The sequence below is a fragment of the Streptomyces sp. NPDC001750 genome, from assembly GCF_042892615.1.
Classification (GTDB): Bacteria; Actinomycetota; Actinomycetes; order Streptomycetales; family Streptomycetaceae; genus Streptomyces.
Genome location: NZ_JBIAUE010000045.1, coordinates 20,888 through 38,282, shown reverse-complemented (window position 1 = coordinate 38,282; position 17,395 = coordinate 20,888). Strand labels below are relative to the sequence as shown.

2 protein-coding genes are annotated in these 17,395 nt (G+C 76.0%); both read right to left on the bottom strand.

What is annotated here, in order from left to right:
* Nucleotides 1–888, bottom strand: an 888-nt coding sequence (locus tag ACFYY6_RS35885; RefSeq protein WP_351522039.1) for a beta-ketoacyl synthase N-terminal-like domain-containing protein, incomplete at its 3' end; no start/stop codon positions are given.
* A 94-nt stretch (nt 889–982) separates the two neighbouring features.
* Complete coding sequence (locus tag ACFYY6_RS35880; RefSeq protein WP_389197405.1) at nt 983–17,392, bottom strand: SDR family NAD(P)-dependent oxidoreductase; 16,410 nt, start codon at nt 17,390–17,392, stop codon at nt 983–985.
* Nucleotides 17,393–17,395 lie beyond the last annotated feature (3 nt).

The window sequence follows — 17,395 nt, the reverse complement described above, 5'->3', positions numbered from 1 at the left end:
ATTCGACGCACCATCCTGATTCACCGCCGAACCCCGCACCACCCCCCACACCCGACGCCCCGACCGCCGCGCATCCGACAACCGCTCCAACACCAGCACACCGAGTCCTTCCGAGAACCCGGTACCGTCGGCGTCGTCGGAGAAGGACCGGCACCGGCCGTCCGGGGAGAGCCCGCCCTGGCGGCTGAACTCGACATAGGTGCCCGGCGAGGCCATCACCGTCACCCCGCCCGCCAGGGCCAGCGTGCACTCCCCCTCCCGCAGTGCCCGCGCCGCCAGGTGCAGCGCCACCAGTGACGAGGAACAGGCCGTGTCCACGGTGAGCGCCGGGCCCTCCAGACCCAGGGTGTAGGCGATACGGCCGGAGGCGACGCTTCCGGAACCGAAGCTGCCGAAGTAGTCGTGGTACATGAGGCCCGCGAAGACCCCGGTGCGGCTGCCGCGCAGCGACGTCGGGTCGATTCCCGCGTTCTCCAGCGCCTCCCAGGAGCCCTCGAGCAGCAGCCGCTGCTGGGGGTCCATGATCCGCGCCTCGTGCGGGCCGATGCCGAAGAACGCGGCGTCGAAGTCCCCCGCGTCGTACAGGAATCCGCCCTGCCGGGTGGCGGAGCGGCCGGGGGTCCCGGGCGTCGGGTCGTACAGGTCCGGGTCCCAGCCGCGGTCGTCGGGGAACGCGCCGATGCCGTCCACGCCGTCCGCGACGAGCCGCCACAGCTCCTCGGGCGTGGTGACGCCGCCGGGGTAGCGGCACGCCATCCCGACGATCGCGATCGGTTCCCGGGCCGCGGCGGTCAGGGCACGGTTGCGCTCCCGCAGCCGTTCGGTCTCCTTCAGCGAGGCGCGCAGCGCCTCGACCAGCCTGGTGTCCGGCTTCTGGGGCTCGGCCATGGTCCTCTTCCTTGTCACGGGCGTCGTCGCGAACGGAGACCGTCCCGGGACGTCTTCGCGAACGGAGACGGTCCCGGCACGTCGTCGCGGACGGTCACGGGGCGTCGTCGTCGCGGACGAGGTCGTCGAGCGCCAGGGTGATCAGGCTCTCGGCGTCCATCGCGTCGATCGAGGGGCGGCCGGGCGTCTCGTTCGCGGCGCGCTCCCGGACGGGGCGTACTCCGGCGAGGTCGAGCAGACCGTCCAGCAGCCCGGCCTCACGGAGTCTCGCCAGGGGAAGGGCGGCCAGGGCCGCGCGGACGGTGGCCTCCTCGTCGTCCTCGCCGTCCGTCCCCCTGGGCTTCTCCCCCTCGGGCGGGGCCAGTTCGGCGGCCAGGTGCTCGGTGAGCGCCGCCGGGCTGGGGTGGTCGAAGACGAGGGTGGCGGAGAGCCGGAGCCCGGTCGCCTCGTTGAGCCGGTTGCGGAACTCCACGGCGGTCAGTGAGTCGAAGCCGAGGTCCTTGAAGGGCAGTTCGGCGTCGAACTCCTCGGTCCCGAGCACCTGTCGGGCCTCGTCCCGTACGAGTTCCAGCAGGCGGGCGGACCGCTGCTCGGGGCCGCGCGCGGCCAGGTCGCGGCGGAGCGCGGCCGAGGCGGCCGTCGTGGCGGCGCCGGTCCGGCGCGGGGCGCGCACCAGTCCGCGCAGCAGCGGCGCGATCCGGTGGGAGTCCCGCGCGCCCAGGTCGAGGCGGGCGGGCAGCAGGACCGGTTCCTCGCGTCCCACCGCCGTGTCGAAGAGGTCCAGGCCTGTTCGCGCGTCGAGGGCGAGGACGCCGCCGGAGGCGATGCGGTGGGCGTCGGTGTCGCCGAGCCGGTCCGCCATGCCGCCGCTGCCCGCCCACGCGCCCCAGGCGAGCGAGATACCAGGCAGCCCCTGGGACCTGCGGTACGCGGCGAGGGCGTCGAGGAAGGCGTTGCCCGCGGCGTATCCGGCCTGGCCCGGGCTGCCGAGCAGACCGGCCGCGGACGAGAACAGCACGAACGCCGTCAGGGGCCGGTCCGCGGTGAGTTCGTGCAGGTGCCAGGCGGCGTCGAGCTTGGGCCGCAGCACGGTGTCCAGCCGCTCGGGCGTGAGCGAGGTGAGGACGGCGTCGGCGAGGACGCCCGCGGTGTGCACCACGGCGGTGACCGGGTGCTCGTCGAGGACGCGGGCGAGGGCGGCGCGGTCGGCGGCGTCGCAGGCGGCGAAGGTCACCCGGGCGCCGAGGGCGGTCAGTTCCTCGCGCAACTCCCCGGCGCCGGTCGCGTCGGCCCCGGTACGGCTGAGCAGGACCAGCCGGGTGGCGCCGTGGGCGGTGACCAGATGGCGGGCCACCAGCCGGCCGAGGGCGCCGGTCCCACCGGTGATCAGGACGCCGCCCGTCCAGTCGACCGGGGCCGCCTCGGTGCCGCGGGGCGCGCGCACCAGTCTCGGGGTGCTCATCATGCCGTCGCGCAGGGCCAGTTGGGGTTCACCGGAGGCGACGGCGGAGGGCAGCAGTCTGCGTGAGGCGGCGCTGTCGTCGAGGTCGGCGAGGACGATCCGGTCGGGGTGCTCGGACTGGGCCGAGCGGATCAGACCCCATGCGGCGGCGGCGCCGGGGTCGGTGACCGTGGTGCGGCCCGGATCGGTGGCCGCGGTGGCCGCGGTGGTCGCGGTGTGCCCGGGGCCCATATCGGTGGCCCCGGTCCACCCGGGGCCGGTGGCGCCCCGGGTGGTCACGACCAGGCCGGTGCCGCCGAACCGCTCGTCGGCGAGCCAGTCCCGCACCGTGGCCAGCAACCGCCGGGTCGCTGCCCGGATCTCCTCGGGGCGATCGCCGCCGGAGTGCGGGACGACCAGGACGTCCGGGGCGTGGGCGGCGGCCTCCGCCAGATCGGCGGCGGTGGTGACCTCGGCGGTCTCCCCGGCCAGTGCGGCGGCCAGGGTGTCATGGCCGGTGCCGAGCACGGTCCACCGGCCGGCCTGCGGGGCGGCGGGCACGTTCGTGGGCACCCAGTCGAGGGCGAACAGGTCGTCGTGCCCGCCCGCGGCGGCCGTGGCGATCCGCGCGGGGTCCACCTCCCGCAGCGTCAGCGACGCGACCCGCGCCACCGGCCGCCCGTCGGCGTCGGCGGCGTCGACGCGCACCGCGCCCTGTCCCAGCGGGGCTATCCGCACCCGCAGGGCCGTCGGGGCCTCGGCGTACAGTTCGACGCCGTTCCAGGAGAACGGCAGGGCCATCCGTTCCGGGGCCCCGGCGCGCAGCCCGATGGCGTGCAGCGCGGCGTCGAACAGGGCCGGGTGCAGGGCGAACGGGGCGCCCGCCGTGTCCACGGCGACCTCGGCGTACACCTCGTCACCGAGGCGCCAGGCGGCGCGCAGTCCCTGGAAGCGTGGGCCGTACTCGGCGCCCAGTCCGGCGAGCCGGTCGTAGACGCCGTCCACGTCGACCGGTTCGGCGCCGGGGGGCGGCCAGGCGGTCAGGTCGTGGGCGGTTTCCGGGGCGGCGGGCGCCTCCCGAGGGGTGCCGGTGGCGCGGACGGGCTCCCGATCCGCGGGCCGGAGGATTCCGGTGGCGTGGACGGTCCACGGTCCGCCGTCGGCGGGCGCTGCGTACACGTGGAAGGCGCGGGCGCCGCCGGCGTCCGGTTCGCCGACGGTGCACTGGAGGCGGACGGTGCCGTTCACGGGCAGTACCAGCGGCTGCGCGAGGGTCAGTTCGTCGATCACCGGGCAGTCCAGCTGGGCCCCGGCGGCGAGGGCCGTCTCGACGAACGCCGTGCCCGGCAGCAGCGGTACGCCGCCGACGGCGTGGTCGGCCAGCCACGGCTGGGCGGGGAGGGAGAGCCGCGCGGTGTACAGGGTGGCGTCGGCATCGGCGCGTTCGACGGCGGTGCCGAGCAGCGGGTGTCCGGTGGCGGGGGTCGTCGCGGCCGAGTCTCCGGTCACCCAGTAGGAGTCGCGCTGGAAGGCGTAGGTGGGCAGGTCGGATCCGTCACGGTGGGACAGCAGCCCCGACCAGTCGACGGCGGCCCCGTGCACGTGCAGGGCGGCCAGCCCGGCGACGAGGGCCTCCGCCTCCGGCCGGTCCTTGCGCTGGAGCGGGACGACGGCGGAGCCGTCGGGCAGGCAGTCGCGGGCCGCGGCGGTGAGCGCGCCGCCGGGTCCGGCCTCGGCGAAGTGCCGTACGCCCGCGTCGCGCAGGCGGGCCACGGCGTCCGCGAAGCGGACCGTCTCGCGGGCGTGCCGCACCCAGTAGTCGGGGGTGGACAGTTCGTCGGCGCCGACCGGGGCCCCGGTGAGGGTGGACACGAGGGGGATGCGCAGGGGGCCGTACGTGACCGACTCCGCGACCTCGCGGAACTCCTGGAGCATCGGTTCCATCAGGGCGGAGTGGAAGGCGTGACTGACAGTCAGTTCCTTGGTGCGGTCGAAACGGGCGGCGAGCGCGCGGGCCGGTCCGGCCGGTCCGGAGATCACGACGGCCGCGGGCCCGTTGACGGCCGCGATGCCGACGCCGTCGCTCCCGCCGTCGCCGTCGCCGTCGCCGAGCAGCGGTACGACCTCGTCCTCCGCGGCGCGTACGGCGATCATCACGCCGCCCTCGGGGAGCGCCTGCATGAGGCGGCCCCGCGCGGCGACGAGCCGACAGGCGTCCTGGAGTCCGAGGACGCCCGCCACGTGCGCGGCGGCGAACTCGCCGATGGAGTGCCCGGCCAGCAGGTCGGGCCGGACGCCGAACGACTCCAGCAGCCGGAACAGGGCCACCTCGAAGGCGAACAGGGCGGGCTGGGTGTACTCGGTGCGCTCCAACAGCTCGGCGGAGCCGATGACTTCGGCGAGCGGCCGGTCCAGCAGCGGGTCGAGCTGGACGCGGACCTCGTCGAGGGTGGTGGCGAAGACGGGGAACGCGGCGGCGAGTCCGGTGCCCATGCCGGGCAGCTGGGAGCCCTGGCCGGAGAAGAGCAGGGCCAGTTTGCCGTCGGTGGCCGTACCGGTGGTGCCGGTGGGCGGGGTGCGGCCCTCGACCAGCGACCGCAGTCCGGTGACCAGGTCCTCACGGGTGCGTCCGACGACGGCGGCGCGATGGCCGAGCGCGGTGCGCGCGTGGGCGAGGGCCCCGGCGATCCGGTGCGGTCCGGTCTCGGGGGTGCCGGCCCGGGTGTCCGGGGTGCCGGTCGGGGTGCCGGTCGAAGTGCCCGGGATGCCGGTCAGGTGGTCCAGCAGCCGTGCGGCCTGGGCGCGCAGCGCCTGCGGGGTGTGGCCGGACAGCAGCCAGGGCACGGGCACGGTGGCGGGCGCGAGGGTGGCGGTGGGCGGCTCCGGGGCCGGGGCGGCCGGGGCCTTGGGCGGTGCGGCCTCGACGATGACATGGGCGTTGGTGCCGGAGATGCCGAAGGAGGAGACGCCCGCGCGGCGCGGGCGGCCCGGGTCCGGCCAGGGGCGGGACTCGGCCAGCAGCCGGACGTTGCCGCCCTCCCACTCCACGTGCCGGGAGGGCCGGTCGATGCCGAGGCTGGCCGGCAGGGTCTCGTTGCGGATCGCCTGCACCATCTTGATGACTCCGGCGACCCCGGCGGCGGCCTGGGTGTGGCCCAGGTTGGACTTGACCGAGCCGAGCCAGAGCGGCCGCTCCTCGGTGTGCTCGGCACCGTACGTGGCGATCAGGGCCTGGGCCTCGATGGGGTCGCCGAGGGTGGTTCCGGTGCCGTGCGCCTCGACCGTGTCGACGTCGGCGGCGGCCACCCCGGCCGCTTCGAGCGCGCGGCGGATGACGCGTTGCTGCGCGGGGCCGTTGGGGGCGGTGATGCCGTTCGAGGCGCCGTCCTGGTTGACGGCGGTGCCGCGCAGGACGGCCAGGACCGTACGGCCGTTGCGGCGGGCGTCGGAGAGGCGTTCCAGCAGCAGCACACCGGCGCCCTCGCCGAAGCCGGTGCCGTCGGCGGCGTCCGCGAAGGGACGGCAACGGCCGTCGCGGGACAGTCCGCGGTGGCGGCTGAACTCCACGAACGTGCCCGGGGTGGCCATGACGGTGACGCCCCCGGCCAGGGCGAGGGAGCAGTCGCCCTGGCGCAGGGCCTGGGCGGCCAGGTGCAGGGCCACCAGGGAGGAGGAGCAGGCGGTGTCGACGGAGAGCGTCGGCCCCTCCAGCCCGAGGGTGTAGGCGACCCGTCCGGAGACCACGCTGCCGGAGCCGAAGCTGCCGAAGTAGTCGTGGTACATCACCCCGGCGAACACTCCGGTGTCGGAGCCGCGGAGGGCGGCCGGGTCGATGGAGGCACGTTCCAGGGCCTCCCAGGACGTCTCCAGCAGCAGCCGCTGCTGCGGGTCGGTGACCAGGGCCTCCTCCTCGTCCATGCCGAAGAAGGCGGGGTCGAATCCGGCGGCGTCGTACAGGAACGCGCCGTGCCGGGTGTAGCTGGTGCCGGGCCGGTCCAGGGTCGGGTCGTACAGGGTCTCGATGTCCCAGCCCCGGTCGGTGGGGAACTCCCCGACGGCGTCGCGGCCCTCGGTCACGAGCCGCCACAGGTCCTCCGGCGAGGCGATGCCACCGGGGAAGCGGCAGGCCATGCCGACGATGGCGATGGGTTCGTCTGCGGCGGCCCGTACATCGGCCCCGGGTGCGGATCCGGGGGCGGGGGCGTCGAGGGTGCCGGTCAGCTCGCCGAGCAGATGGCGGGCGAGCTCCGCCGGGGTGGGGTGGTCGAAGACGAGGGTGGCGGGCAGCCGCAGCCCGGTCGCGGCGGCGAGGCCGTTGCGCAGCTCCACGGCGGCCAGCGAGTCGAAGCCGAGTTCCCGGAAGGCCAGGGTGCGGCCGACGTCCTGGGCGGAGCGGTAGCCGAGGATGGTGGCGACGCGGCTCCGGACGAGTTCGGTGAGGAACGGTTCGCGCTCGGGTTCCAGCAGGGCGGCGAGCCGGTCCCGCAGCGGGGCCGCGCCGGACGTCCCGGCCCGGCCCGCCGCGAGGACACGCCGTACGGGCACCAGACCGCGGAACAGCGGGGCGAGGGCGTCCGCCTGGGCGCGCAGCGCGGCGGTGTCGAGGCGCACCGGCAGGACGACGGGTTCGCCACCGCGCAGGGCCGCGTCGAACAGGGCGAGCCCGTCCTCGGTCGACAGCGGGGCGACTCCGCCGCGGGCGATGCGTGCCCGGTCGTTGTCGTCGAGGGCGCCGGTCATGCCGCTCGCCCGGTCCCACAGGCCCCAGGCCAGGGAGTGCGCGGGCAGGCCCCGGTCCCGTCGGTACGTGGCGAGGGCGTCGAGGTAGGCGTTGGCGGCGGCGTAGTTGCCCTGGCCCGGGGAGCCGAGCGTCGCGGCGGAGGAGGAGAACAGCACGAACGCCGACAGGCCGAGGTCCGCGGTGAGTTCGTGCAGGTTCCAGGCCGCGTCGACCTTGGGGCGGAAGACCGTGTCGACGCGTTCGGGGGTGAGGGAGGCGAGCACGCCGTCGGCCAGGACGCCGGCCGCGTGGATCACGGCGGTCAGCGGGCGGTCGGCGGGTATCGCGGCGAGGACGGCGGCGAGCGCGTCCCGGTCGGCGACGTCGCAGGCGGCGGTGGTGACCTCGGCACCCAGCGCGGTCAGTTCGGAGACGAGGGCGTCGGGCGCGCCGCTCCGGCTGAGCAGCAGCAGATGCCGCACGCCCCGTTCACCGGCCAGGTGGCGGGCGACGATGCCGCCGAGGGCGCCGGTCGCACCGGTCAGCAGAACGGTGCCGGTGCCGAGACCGGGTCCGGTGACGGCCGGTCCGGCGACGGTCGGTTCGGTGACCGCCGGTTCGGCGGAAGCGCTGCGCCGGCCCGTGGCCCCGGGATCCCGGTCCGGGTCGTCGGCCGGATCCGGGGCGGAAGGCGTGACGCGGGCGAGGCGCGGCACGTGCCAGGCGCCGTCGTGCAGCGCGAGGTGCGGCTCGCCCGTGGCGACGGCCTCGGCGAGACGGGCGAGGCCGGAGGCGGTATCTGCGGCGACGCCGGCCGCGCGCTCGGTGTCGGCCGCGCTCTCGGCGCCGGTCTCGGTCTCGCTCCTGGTGTCGGTGTCGGTCACGGTCGCGTTGTCGGCCTCGATCAGGACGATGCGGCCGGGGTTCTCCGACTGCGCCGAGCGGACCAGACCGCCGACCGCCGCCCCCGCCGTGTCGGTGCCGGTGACGACCACGAGGATACGGTCGCCTCCGCGCTCGTCCACGGGCCGCTCGTCAGCGTGCCGTTCATCGGTGAGCCGGGCGCGCAGGCCGTCGAGCACGGCGGCGACGGCCGCGCGTGTCCCGGCGGCGTCGGCCCCCGCCGGGGCGCGCAGCACCTCCAGTTCCTCGGGCGCGGGCACGGGCTCCGTCGGGGCGGGTGCGGGCACCCAGTCGACGCGGTAGAGCGCACCGGACCGGGTGGATCGGGCGGCGGCGTCGACCGTGTCGGCGCGCAACGGGCGCAGGGCGAGGGAGTCGACCGTGGCGACGGGGTCGCCGGCGGGGTCGGTGAGCACGAGAGAGACGGTGCCCTCGCCGCGGGCACGGACCTCGACGCGCAGCGCGGTGGCGCCGGTGGCGTGCAGCCGTACGCCGGACCAGGCGAACGGCAGCAGCGCCCGGTCACCGGCGGCGTCGGTGAGACCGACGGTGTGCAGGGCGGCGTCCGACAGGGCCGGGTGCAGGGCGAAGCCGTCGACGGGGGCCTCGGTGGCGACCTCGGCGTAGAGGGCGTCCTCGGTGCGCCAGGCGGCGCGCAGCCCCTGGAACAGGGGACCGTAGCCCAGACCGAGTTCGGCGAGTTCGTCGTACAGGCCGTCCAGCGGGACCGGGTCGGCGCCCTGCGGCGGCCAGGCGGTGAGCGGTTCGACGACGGCGGGGAGGGTGCCGGTGGGGGCGAGGAGGCCGTCGGCGTGCCGGGTCCAGGGCTGATCCTCGTCGGCGCTCTCCGCGCGCGACCAGAGGGTCAGCGGGCGGTTGGCGCCCTCGGGCGGGCCGACGACGGCCTGGAGCCGCACGGCACCGTGCTCGGGCAGGATCAGCGGGGCGTGGAGGGTCAGTTCGACGAGGTCGCCGCAGCCGACCTGGTCGCCCGCGCGCAGGGCGAGTTCGAGGTGTCCGGTGCCGGGGAACAGCAGCCGGCCGGCGACCCGGTGCTCGTTCAGCCAGGGGTGGGTGCCGGCGGAGATACGGCCGGTGAGGACCGCCTCCCCACTGCCGGCCCGTACCATCGCGGCGCCGAGCAGCGCGTGGTCGGTGGCCGCGAGACCGGCGGCGGTGACATCGGCGCCGGTGGCGGTGGAGTCGAGCCAGTACCGCTCGCGCTGGAAGGCGTACGGCGGCAGCGGGACGTGGCGGGTGCGGCGGCCCTCGGCGACGGTGCTCCAGTCCACGGCGGCGCCGTGGGTGAACGCCTCGCCCAGGGCGACGAGCAGCCGGTCCCGTCCGCCCTCGTCGCGGCGCAGCGAGCCGACGGCGGCCACGGCGGCGTCGGTCTCCTGGATGCCGACGGTGAGCACCGGGTGCGGGCTGCACTCGACGAACAGGGCGTGTCCGTCGGCGGCGGCGCCGCGTACCGCCTCCTCGAACAGCACGGTGCTGCGGAGGTTGGTGTACCAGTAGTCGGCGCCGAGTTCGGCGGTGTCGACCGCGGTTCCGGTGACGGTGGAGTAGAAGGGGACGTCGGTGGCGCGCGGGCGGATCCCGTCGAGCACGTCGGCGAGGCGTTCGCGCAGGGACTCCACGTGGGCGCTGTGCGAGGCGTAGTCCACGGGCAGCCGCTTGGCACGGACGTGCTCGGCGCGCAGCCGGGCGAGGAGTTCGTCGAGGGCGTCGGAGTCGCCGGAGACGACCGTGGAGGCGGAACCGTTGACGGCGGCGACGGAGAGCCTGCCGCCCCACTCGGCGATCCGGGTCCGCACCTGGTCGGCGCCCTCCCCGACGGACATCATGCCGCCGGAGCCGGACAGCAGTTCGGCGATGGCCCGGGAGCGCAGCGCGACCACCCGCGCGCCGTCGTCCAGGGACAGCGCGCCCACCGCGCAGGCGGCGGCGATCTCGCCCTGGGAGTGGCCGATGACCGCGGACGGCGTGACGCCGTGGCTGCTCCAGGTGTGCGCCAGTGACACCATGACCGCCCACAGCAGCGGCTGGACGATGTCGACGCGGTCGAGTCGCCCGCGCAGTTCCGCGCGGAGGTCCCCGTCGGTGTACGGCTTCAGCGCGTCGGCGCACTCGGCCATCCGGGCGGCGAACACCGGTGATTCCGCGAGAAGTTCGGTGGCCATGCCGGACCACTGGGAGCCCTGGCCCGGGAAGACGAAGACGGGCCGGGCACGGCCGGTGGCGGTGCCCTGGTAGAGGTTGCGGGCGGTGTCCCCGGCGGCCAGCGCGGTGAGCCCCGCGCGCAGTTCGGTGGGGCCGGTGCCGGTGACGGCGGCCCGGTGGGGGAAGCGGGCGCGGGTGGTCGCCAGCGACCAGCCGACGTCGGACGGGTCGAGGCCGGGGTGGGCGTCGAGGTGGGCGAGCAGCGCGGCGGCCTGACCGGCGAGGGCGGCGGACGACTTGGCCGTGAGCAGCCAGGGGACGGCGAGTCCCGGGGCGGTGGTTCCCGGTGCCGCCGGGGCGGATCCGGGCTCGTCGGACCGGACGGCCGGTGCGCCCTGAACGGCCTGATCGGCCGGTACGGCCTGTTCGGCCGGTGCGCCCTGAACGGCTCGATCGGCTTGATCGGCTCGTACGGCCTGTTCGGCCGGGGCTACGGCTTCGCTCGGGGCCACGGCTGCGGCCGGGTTCACGGGCGCGCTCCGGACCCCGGATGCGGCCGGGTCGACCGGTTCGCCGTCCAGGGCCTGTTCGAGGACGACGTGGGCGTTGGTACCGCTGATCCCGAAGGACGACACCCCGGCCCGGCGCGGGCGCCCGGCCTCCGGCCAGGACCGCTCCTCCGTCAGCAGGCGCACCTGCCCGGCCTCCCAGTCCACCTCGGTGGACGGCCGGTCGACGTGCAGGGTCCTGGGGAGCGTGCCGTACCGCATCGCCTGCACCATCTTGATGACCCCGGCGACTCCGGCGGCGGCCTGGGTGTGCCCGATGTTGGACTTGACCGAGCCCAGCCACAACGGGCGGTCCTCGGGCCGGTCCTGCCCGTACGTGGCCAGCAGCGCCTGCGCCTCGATCGGGTCGCCGAGCGTGGTGCCGGTGCCGTGCGCCTCCACCACGTCGACGTCGGCGGTGGTGAGCCGGGCGTTCTCCAGGGCCTGGCGGATGACGCGTTCCTGGGAGGGGCCGTTGGGCGCGGTCAGCCCGTTGGACGCGCCGTCCTGGTTGACGGCGGTGCCGCGGACGACGGCGAGGACCGGGTGGCCGTTGCGGCGGGCGTCCGAGAGACGCTCCACCACGAGGACGCCGACGCCCTCGCCCCACACCGTGCCACCGGCCGCGTCCGCGAAGGCGCGGGTGCGGGCGTCGGGGGCGAGCGCGCCCTGCCGGCTGAACTCGACGAAGGTCTCCGGGGTGGCCATGACCGCGACGCCCCCGACCAGCGCGAGCGTGGACTCTCCCTGGCGCAGCGACTGCCCGGCCAGGTGCAGCGCCACCAGCGAGGAGGAGCAGGCGGTGTCGACCGACAGCGAAGGCCCCTCCAGTCCGAGGGTGTAGGCGACCCGGCCGGAGATGATGCTGCCGGAGCCGAAGCTGCCGAAGTAGTCGTGGTACTGCACGCCCGCGAACACACCGGTCGGGCTGCCCTTGAGGGAGAGCGGGTCGATGCCCGCGCTCTCCAGCGCCTCCCAGGAGGTCTCCAGCAGCAGCCGCTGCTGCGGGTCGGTGACGAGCGCCTCCTTGGGGCTGATGCCGAAGAACGCGGCGTCGAAGTCGCCCGCGTCGTACAGGAAGCCGCCCCGGCCCACGTAGGAGGTGTCGGGACGCTGCCGGGTGGGGTCGACGACGCGGTCCACGTCCCAGCCCCGGTCGGCGGGGAAGTCCCCGATGGCGTCGGTGCCGTCGGCGACCAGCCGCCACAGGTCCTGCGGGGAGCGGACGTCGCCGGGGTAGCGGCAGGCCATGCCGACGATCGCCAGCGGTTCGTCGGCGCGGGCCCGCCGGGTACGGCCGGCCCGCCGCTCCGCGCCGCCCGCCCCCGCCCCTGTACCGGCGACGAGGGTGCCGAGGTGGGCGGCGAGCGCCTCGGGCGAGGGGTGGTCGAAGACCAGGGTGGCGGGCAGCCGCTGCCCGGTCTCGGCGGACAGGGAGTTGCGCAGTTCGATCGCGGCGAGCGAGTCGAAGCCGAGTTCCTTGAAGGCGCGGTCGGTCTCCACGGTGCCGGGCCCGGTGTGCCCGAGGACGGCGGCCACGTGGACGCGGACGGTGTGCAGCAGCGCGGCGGCGCGTTCCGCCTCGCCGAGAGCGGCCATGCGGTCGGCGAAGGCGGGCCCGGTGCCGTCGGCGGCGGCCGCCGCCCGGCGTACCGTGCGCCCAGCCAACGCCGCGAAGACCGGGGCGAGTTCACCGCCCTGCGCGCGCAGGGCGGACGGGTTCAGGCGGAGCGGGGCCAGCGCCGCGCGGTCGGTGCGGACCGCCCGGTCGAACAGGGCGGTGCCCTCCTCGGCCGACAGGGGGGTCATGCCGCCGCGCGACATGCGGGCGAGGTCGGCGTCGTCCAGGGCGCCGGTCATGCCGCCGGTCGGGGCCCACGGCCCCCAGGCCAGGGACAGCGCGGGCGAGCCGTGGGCGCGGCGGTGGGCGGCGAGCGCGTCCAGGACGGCGTTGGCGGCGGCGTAGTTGCCCTGTCCGGGGGCGCCGACGATCCCGGCGGCGGAGGAGAACAGCACGAACGCCGACAGGTCGTGACCGTCGGTCAGCTCGTGGAGGTGGAGGGCGCCGAGCGCCTTGGGCGCGAGGACGGTGTCGATCCGCTGGGGTGTCAGGGAGGACACCACTCCGTCGTCGAGGACGCCCGCGGCGTGGACGACGGCGGTGAGCGGGCGGTCCTGCGGGAGGGCGGCCAGGACGGCGGCGAGCGCGTCGCGGTCGGCGACGTCGCAGGCGTACGCGGTGGCGTCGGCGCCGAGGGCGGCGAGTTCGGCGACCAGTTCGCCGGCCGCGCCGCTCCGGCTGACCAGGGCGAGGTGGCGTACGCCGTGGTCGCGGACCAGATGCCGGGCGAGTACGGGACCGAGTCCGCCGGTGGCGCCGGTGAGCAGGACGGTGCCCCCGGGGTCGAGGGCGGGTGCCGGACGGTCGTGCGGCGCGGCGGCGCGTACGAGCCGGGCCGCGCGGGCGGTGCCGGAACGCATCGCGATCTGCGGTTCGCCGGAGGCCAGGAGGGCGGGCAGGAGCGGGCCGGGGTCGGTGCCGGGTTCGAGATCCAGCAGGACGCACCGGCCGGGGTTCTCCGACTGGGCGGAGCGGACCAGGCCCCACACGGCCGCTCCGGCGAGGTCGGGCACGTCCTCGCCGTCGGCGGAGACGGCACCCCGGGTGACGACGGTCAGCGGGCGGGGATCGTCGTCCTGGAGTGCGGCGAGCACGGTGTGCAGGGCGGCCCGCACCGCATCGGCGTCCCTGCCGGGTGCGGTCTCCAGCAGCCGGTGGCCGGTGTCGGTGGTGTCGGGATCGGGGGCCGCGATGCCCGGGGCGTCCGTGTCCGGTGCGTCGGTGCCCAGTGCCAGTGGCTGCCACGCGAGGGCGAACAGGGCGTCGGCGACGGGGTCGTGCTCGTCGCGCAACCCGGTCAGCGGGCGGGAGGCCAGTGACTCGACGGTGGCGACGGGCGCTCCCGCGGGGTCGGCCAGGTCGACGGCGAAGGTGTGGCCGCCGGTGGGCACCATCCGGGCGCGCAGGGCGGAGGCGCCGACGGCGTGCAGGGTGACACCGGTGAACGTGAACGGCAGGCGGGCGTTCTCCTCGCCGGAACCGGAACCGGAACCGGAGCCGGAGCCGGAGCCGTCGCCGTCGCCGAGCAGGGCCAGGGCGTGCAGGGCGGCGTCGAAGGCGGCCGGGTGCAGGCCGAAGCGGGGCGCGTCGGCGGCCGGCCGTTCCGGGAGCCGGACCTCGGCGTACAGTGCGTCGCCCTCCCGCCAGGCGGCGGTCAGGGCGCGGAAGGCCGGCCCGTAGTCGAGACCGGAGGCGGCATGCCGCTCGTACAGGCCGCTGAGATCGAGTTCCTCGGCGTCCCGCGGGGGCCAGGCGTCGAGCCGGGCACCGGGGGCGGCGTCGGCGGGGGCGGTGAGCAGGCCGGAGGCGTGCAGGGTCCAGGGGGCGTCGGCGGGCAGGTTCTCGGCGCGCGCGTGGATCTGGACGGTGCGGGCCCCGGCGGGGTCGGGGGCGCCGACGGCGACCTGGACGCGGACGCCGTCGTCGGGCGGGAGCACCAGCGGTACTTCCAGGGCGAGTTCTTCCAGCCGGACGTGACCGACCTGGTCACCGGCCCGGACCGCGAGTTCCACCATGGCGGTGCCGGGCACCACGACCGAGCCGGCGACGACGTGGTCGGCGAGCCAGGGGTGGGTGCGTACCGACAGCCGGCCGGTGAGCACCGCCGCGTCGGAGTCGGCGAGCACGGTGGCGGCGCCGAGCAGCGGGTGGTCGGCGGGGTCGAGTCCGGCGGCGCCGACGTCGCCGACCGGGGCGACCGTCTCGGGCCAGAACCGTTCGCGCCGGAAGGCGGTGGTGGGCAGGTCGACGGTGCGGGCGCCGGTGAACAGCGCCTCCCAGCGCGGGCCGTGACCGGCGGCCCACAGTCGGGCCAGGGCGGTGAGCAGGGTCTCGGTCTCGTCCCGTTCGCGACGGCAGGCGGCGACGAGGACGGCGTCCGGGCCGACGGGGCGGCCGTCGGCACCGCGACCGGCACCGCGGTCGGCGGCGTCCCGACCGACGCGACCGCCTTCGGTGCCGCGACCGGCACCGGCGTCACCGTCGGCGTGGCGGCCGTCGGTGTGCTCGGCGGCCAGGCATTCGCGGGCCATGGCGGTCAGCACCGCGTCGGGGCCGATCTCCAGGTAGCGGGTCACGCCCTGGGCGGCGAGGACGCGGATCCCGTCGTGGAAGCGGACCGTCTCGCGCACGTGCCGCACCCAGTGGTCGGGGGTGGTGACGTCCTGTCCGACGAGCGCACCCGTCAGGTGGGACACCAGGGGGACGGTCGGCCGGTGGAACGTCAGGGACGACACCACGGACCGGAACTCGTCCAGCATGGGTTCCATCAGCGGCGAGTGGAACGCGTGCGACACCTTCAGCCGCCTGCTCCTGGCGAACCGGGCGGCTATCGCCTCGGCCTCGGCGGCGTCGCCGGAGACGACGACGGAGTCGGGCCCGTTGACGGCGGCCAGCCCGACCCGGTCGGTGAGCAGCGGCCGGACTTCGGCCTCCCCCGCGCGCAGGGCGATCATGGCGCCGCCCTCGGGGAGGGCCTGCATCAGCCGGCCGCGCGCGGCCACCAGGGCGGCGGCGTCCGCGAGGTCCAGTACGCCCGCGACATGGGCGGCGGTGATCTCGCCGATGGAGTGCCCGGCGAGGTAGTCGGGTTCCAGGCCCCAGGACTCCACCAGCCGGTACAGCGCGGTCTCGAAGGCGAACAGCGCGGTCTGGGTACGGGCGGTGCGGTTGAGCCGCTCGGGGTCGTCGCCGAGAACCAGCGCGCGCAGTTCGTCGTCGCCGAACCGTTCGCAGATCTCGTCGAAGGCACGGGCGAAGACCGGGAAGCGCGCGTACAGTTCGCGGCCCATGCCGGGGCGCTGGGAGCCCTGGCCGCTGAACAGGAAGGCGGTCTGTCCCTTGCGCACGCGGCCGAGCGCGGCGGCCGGGCCGCCATCGGCGAGCCGGTTCACGGCGTCGAGCAGGTGCTCGCGGTCGGCGCCGAGGACCACGGCCCGGTGCGCGTGCGCGGTGCGGGTGACGGCCAGGGAGTGGGCCACGTCGACGGGGTCCTGGTCCGTGACGGCGGCGGCCAGGCGGGCGGCCTGCTCGCGCAGGGCGTGCTCGGTCCGGCCGGAGAGCACCCACGGCACCAGCGGCGGTGCGGTGCGCGGCGCCGGCGGCTCGGGCGACATCGGCTCACCGACCGTTTCGACGGCGGTTGCGACGCCCGGTTCGACGGCCGGTTCCACGGCGGTTGCAACGCCCGGTTCGACGGCTGGTTCAACAGCCGGTTCGGCGGCCGGGGCCTCCTCCAGGATGGTGTGGGCGTTGGTGCCGCTGGCGCCGAAGGAGGACACGGCGGCCCGCCGGGGCCGTCCCGGGTCGGTCCAGGGGCGGTTGGCGGTGAGCAGGCGGACGTTGCCCCGCTCCCAGTCGACCTTGGTGGACGCCTCCTCGGCGTGCAGGGTGCGCGGCAGCACGGCGTGCCGCATCGCCATGACGGCCTTGATGATTCCGGCGACTCCGGCGGCGGCCTGGGTGTGCCCGATGTTGGACTTGACCGAGCCCAGCCACAACGGGCGGTCCTCGGGCCGGTCCTGCCCGTACGTGGCCAGCAGCGCCTGCGCCTCGATCGGGTCGCCGAGCGTGGTGCCGGTGCCGTGCGCCTCCAGCAGGTCGACGTCGGCGGTGGTGAGCCCGGCACCGGCCAGCGCGGCGCGGATGACGCGTTGCTGGGAGGGGCCGTTGGGCGCGGTCAGCCCGTTCGATGCGCCGTCCTGGTTGACGGCTGAGCCCCGGACGACGGCGAGCACCTGGTGGCCGTTGCGGCGGGCGTCGGAGAGCCGTTCCAGCAGCAGCATCCCGGCGCCCTCGCCCCAGCCGGTGCCGTCGGCGCCCTCCGCGAAGGACTTGCAGCGGCCGTCCGGGGCGAGCCCGCGCTGACGGCTGAACGCGATGAAGGAGTTGGGGGTGGACATGACCGTGGCGCCGCCCGCGAGCGCGAGGGAGCACTCCTTGCCGCGCAGGGCCTGCACGGCGAGGTGCACCGCGACGAGGGCGGAGGAGCAGGCGGTGTCGACGGTGACGGCCGGGCCCTCCAGCCCGAGGGTGTAGGAGATACGGCCGGAGATCACGGCGGCCAGGGCGCCGGTGCCGAGCGCGGCCTCGCTGTCCTGCTCCGTCCTCGCCAGGACGTCCCGGTAGTCCTGGCCGTTCGTACCGGCGAACACCCCGACGCGGGTGCCGTGCACGGAGTCGGGGGCGATACGGGCGCGTTCCAGCGCCTCCCACGACACCTCCAGCAGCAGCCGCTGCTGCGGGTCCATGGCGAGAGCCTCGCGCGGGCTGATGCCGAAGAACTCCGGGTCGAATCCCGCCGCGTCGTCCAGGAAGCCGCCGCGCCGGGTGTATGTCCTGCCGGTGGCGTCCGGGTCCGGGTCGTAGAGGGCGTCGGTGTCCCAGCCCCGGTCGGCGGGGAAGTCCCCGATGGCGTCGGTGCCGTCGTGGACGAGCCGCCAGAACTCCTCGGGCGTGCCGGCCCCGCCGGGGAAGCGGCAGCTCATCGCGACGATCGCGACGGGTTCCCGGTCCTGCGTCTCCACCTCGCGCAGCCGCTGACGGGTCCGGTGCAGATCGGCGGAGACCCGCTTGAGGTAGGACAGCAGCTTTTCGTCGTTGGTCATCGG

What these genes read in the sequence shown, in the direction of transcription:
- ACFYY6_RS35880 (WP_389197405.1), bottom strand. Translation starts at nt 17,392, where the DNA reads ATGACCAACGACGAAAAGCTGCTGTCCTACCTCAAGCGGGTCTCCGCC.